This window comes from Streptomyces sp. NPDC001933, from assembly GCF_042890955.1.
In the GTDB taxonomy this organism is placed as follows: domain Bacteria; phylum Actinomycetota; class Actinomycetes; order Streptomycetales; family Streptomycetaceae; genus Streptomyces.
Genome location: NZ_JBIASS010000104.1, coordinates 1 through 2,856, shown reverse-complemented (window position 1 = coordinate 2,856; position 2,856 = coordinate 1). Strand labels below are relative to the sequence as shown.

The following is a 2,856-nucleotide window of genomic DNA, read 5'->3' as shown; positions in this document are numbered from 1 at the left end:
CTGCAGTACCGCCCCGACACCCTCGACGGCTTCATAGCCGGCACCGGCCTGACCCTCGACACCCCGACCTCACCCTGACGAGCCGAAGTCAGTAACGGTCAGGAGCCGACTACGGCACCGAGGACCTGCTGCCCTACGCCGAACTGGCGGTAGCCACCGCGAAGTTCGACCTGGACCGGATCAAGGAACTCGACGACACCAAGGACCGCTTCAAGCTGGCCGAGCACGCCGCCGCCGTCGTCGTGCTCCTTCTGGAGTCGGTAATGGCCGTCCTGCGCCGCCTGGCCCAGGAGAACGAGACACGGCGCCGTGGCGTCTGGACCTGTACGGCCGAGGCGGCCGACACGCACTGCGGCCTGCCAACGTCCTTATGGACGACAGGAGAAGGAGGCGTTCGACTGCTGTTGCCTGTTGACTTCCGCGACCGCGGACACGCGAGCCACCGCTGTCGGCGATGCGGCCGGCCTTGTTCACGTCGTCGTGCACCATGTGACCGGGCCTTCGAGCAGTGATCGTCTGCGGCTCTGGGTTGGTCTTGCCGTTGGGGTCGATGAATACACGCCCTCGGTTCAGACCGAGGGCGGCCAGGAGGCGGGTGACCGTGCGGCGTGAGATCACAGTCCCCCGGTGGCCCGCAGCCTGTTTCATCGACCGGGCCCATGGGGGTCAGGCGTGATCGGCGTGATCCACAAGCTGGGACTGGGACAAGCCCTTCTCCCGCGCGCAGTGTGCGCAGCAGAAGAACTGTCCGTCGGCCTGCATACCGTGGCCGAGGATGCGGCACTGGCAGTTGACACAGGTCGGGGCGATCTTCTGGGCGGCGCACTCGATGCTGTCGAAGACGTGGACCACCCCTTCTGCGGTACGCACCTCGAACGCCAGCTCGTAGTCGTTGTGGCAGGCCTCGCACACGGCCATGGACGATCACCCCTTGCTGCCGGAATCAATGAGCGGCACCTGCAGGCCCGCCGGAGGCGCGGCGCCCCCTGGACACTAGCGAACGGGCACACCGATCCTCCGGCAGCGCGTGCACTGTTACCCGACCTGCTGGCGGAATCACTCCCTTGGCAATCATTCGTTGCCTCGCACACCAGGAAATATTACTCTCTGTCACCATCTGCCACGTTTCGCGTCCTTGAAGTGCCCGCGACACATTCCGCCGAGCGAACAGTCCCGAGCTGGGCAGGCGGGCAGGGCTGGATGGGTGAGATGCGGCTGAGGACGAGTGACGCCAACGGCCCTGATATCAGACGCGTCCGTTGGCCCAACGAACACCTCCAAGCCACCGGCACCGACTCCGCAGGCAGGCGCCAGTACCTGTACCACCCGAGGTTCCGCGAGCAGCAGGAGGCCGCGAAGCACGACCACGTCCTTGAGGTCGCCGCCACGGTCCCCGAAATGCGCACGCACGTCGCGGAGGACCTCGATGGGCGCGGACTGACCCGCAAACGCGTCCTGGCCTGCGCCGTCCGCATGATTGACTGGGATTCTTCCGAGTCGGCAACGAGGCGTACCGGCGGGACAACGGAACATACGGACTGACCACCCTGCTCAAGGAGCACGCCGCCTGCCGGAGCGGAGAGGTGTGCCTCACGTACCCGGCGAAAGGCTGAAAACACAGACGCGCGCGTTCCTCGGCCCTCCCGCCTGCACAGTGCTTCGCTCTTTGCTGCGTCGCCGCGGCGGCGGTGAGCGACTGTTCGCCTACTGGGACTGGGAGGACCGGGCCTGGCACGAGGTACACGCCGAGGAACTCAACGACTGCTTGCGTGCTCGCGCGGGAGCGGGCATCACAGCGAAGGACTTCCGAACCTGGCACGCCACCGTCCTCGCGGCCGTCGCCCTCGCTGTGTCGGCACAGGTGGCGGATGAGTCGAGACCGCACGTAAACGTGCCGTAGTCCGTGCCGTCCACGAGGTCAGCGAGTACCTCGGCAACACGCCCGCGGTGTGCCGGGCCTCGTACATCAACCCACAGGTCATCGAACTCTTCGAGGAAGGCCGCACGGTTGCCGGCGCGCTCAGCCTGCTCGGCGGCGGCGCCGCCCTTGGCCGGCCCGTCGAGGAGGCCGCGCCGCGGCTGCGGCCCGTTGGCTGGTCCACTTCAAGGTCCCTGACGTGGACAGGGCGGTTGCGATCGCCCTGGAGAACGGGGGCAGCACCGTCGGGCGCGGAGTGGGGCGGCGGCCACCAGGTGACGATCCGGGATCTCTTCGCCCTTGACCGATCGGAACACCCAGGGGCGGACAATGGCCTAACGCCGGTGTGAATCAGTCGGCGTCGCGTGCGATATTCAGGGCGAGCGCCTGCAGGATCGCGTCGGTGGGCGGCTCCGGGGCTGTGCGGTCGTACGCGTCCGCGACCGTTTCGAAGGCCAGCACGAAGCCGTTGATCAGGGCACTCAGCGGTTCGGAGAGCTGGTTCAGCACGGCCAGACCGACCTCCGTCGGATCTGCGGTGTCGGGGACGAGGAAGTGTGTCGGGATGACCTCGCCGAGCAAGTCGGAGACGTAGCCCGCGCCGACGCCACCGCGCAGGGCCGTGAGTGCGGCGATGGCCTTGAGCTGGATCTCGTTCTCGGTCATGTGCCGAGCCTAAGAGAGCAACCGCCGGGAGACCCTGCCCGCCACCTACCGGGCCATCGCTGGCCTCGTCTCCGACCGCAACACCACCGGCTGACACAAAACCCCAGCTCAGGCCCCCACGTCTCCAATGCAATCACGCACCAGCTCGTAAGAGGAACCCGCGTCGCCGACGCGAAGGGCTTCCTGAGGAAGGCGGCGATCACTCTGGCTCGGGGTCCTCCGCCTGGTACGTCTTGGTCCACGTGGCTCCGCACCGGCAGCCGAACCGACTC

At 67.2% G+C, this 2,856-nt stretch carries 3 protein-coding genes and 1 pseudogene; 1 reads left to right on the top strand and 3 read right to left on the bottom strand.

Annotated elements, in window-relative coordinates:
- Nucleotides 1–98 precede the first annotated feature (98 nt).
- Nucleotides 99–350, bottom strand: a complete 252-nt coding sequence (locus ACFYY7_RS45535; RefSeq protein ID WP_388672326.1) for a hypothetical protein — start codon at nt 348–350, stop codon at nt 99–101.
- Between the two features lie 316 nt (nt 351–666).
- Nucleotides 667–918 (bottom strand): hypothetical protein, encoded by a 252-nt coding sequence (locus ACFYY7_RS45530; RefSeq protein ID WP_356091240.1) that lies wholly within the window; start codon nt 916–918, stop codon nt 667–669.
- A 291-nt stretch (nt 919–1,209) separates the two neighbouring features.
- Here ACFYY7_RS45530 and ACFYY7_RS45525 point away from each other — a divergent pair.
- Nucleotides 1,210–2,070, top strand: a pseudogene (locus tag ACFYY7_RS45525) (DNA topoisomerase IB); the annotation flags it as partial.
- 199 nt (nt 2,071–2,269) lie between these two features.
- Here ACFYY7_RS45525 and ACFYY7_RS45520 read toward each other — a convergent pair.
- Nucleotides 2,270–2,584 carry a hypothetical protein gene (locus ACFYY7_RS45520; protein WP_388672323.1) on the bottom strand — a complete coding sequence of 105 codons (315 nt, stop codon included), beginning with the start codon at nt 2,582–2,584 and terminating at the stop codon, nt 2,270–2,272.
- Nucleotides 2,585–2,856 lie beyond the last annotated feature (272 nt).

What these genes read in the sequence shown, in the direction of transcription:
- ACFYY7_RS45530 (WP_356091240.1), bottom strand. Translation starts at nt 918, where the DNA reads ATGGCCGTGTGCGAGGCCTGCCACAACGACTACGAGCTGGCGTTCGAG.
- ACFYY7_RS45520 (WP_388672323.1), bottom strand. Translation starts at nt 2,584, where the DNA reads ATGACCGAGAACGAGATCCAGCTCAAGGCCATCGCCGCACTCACGGCC.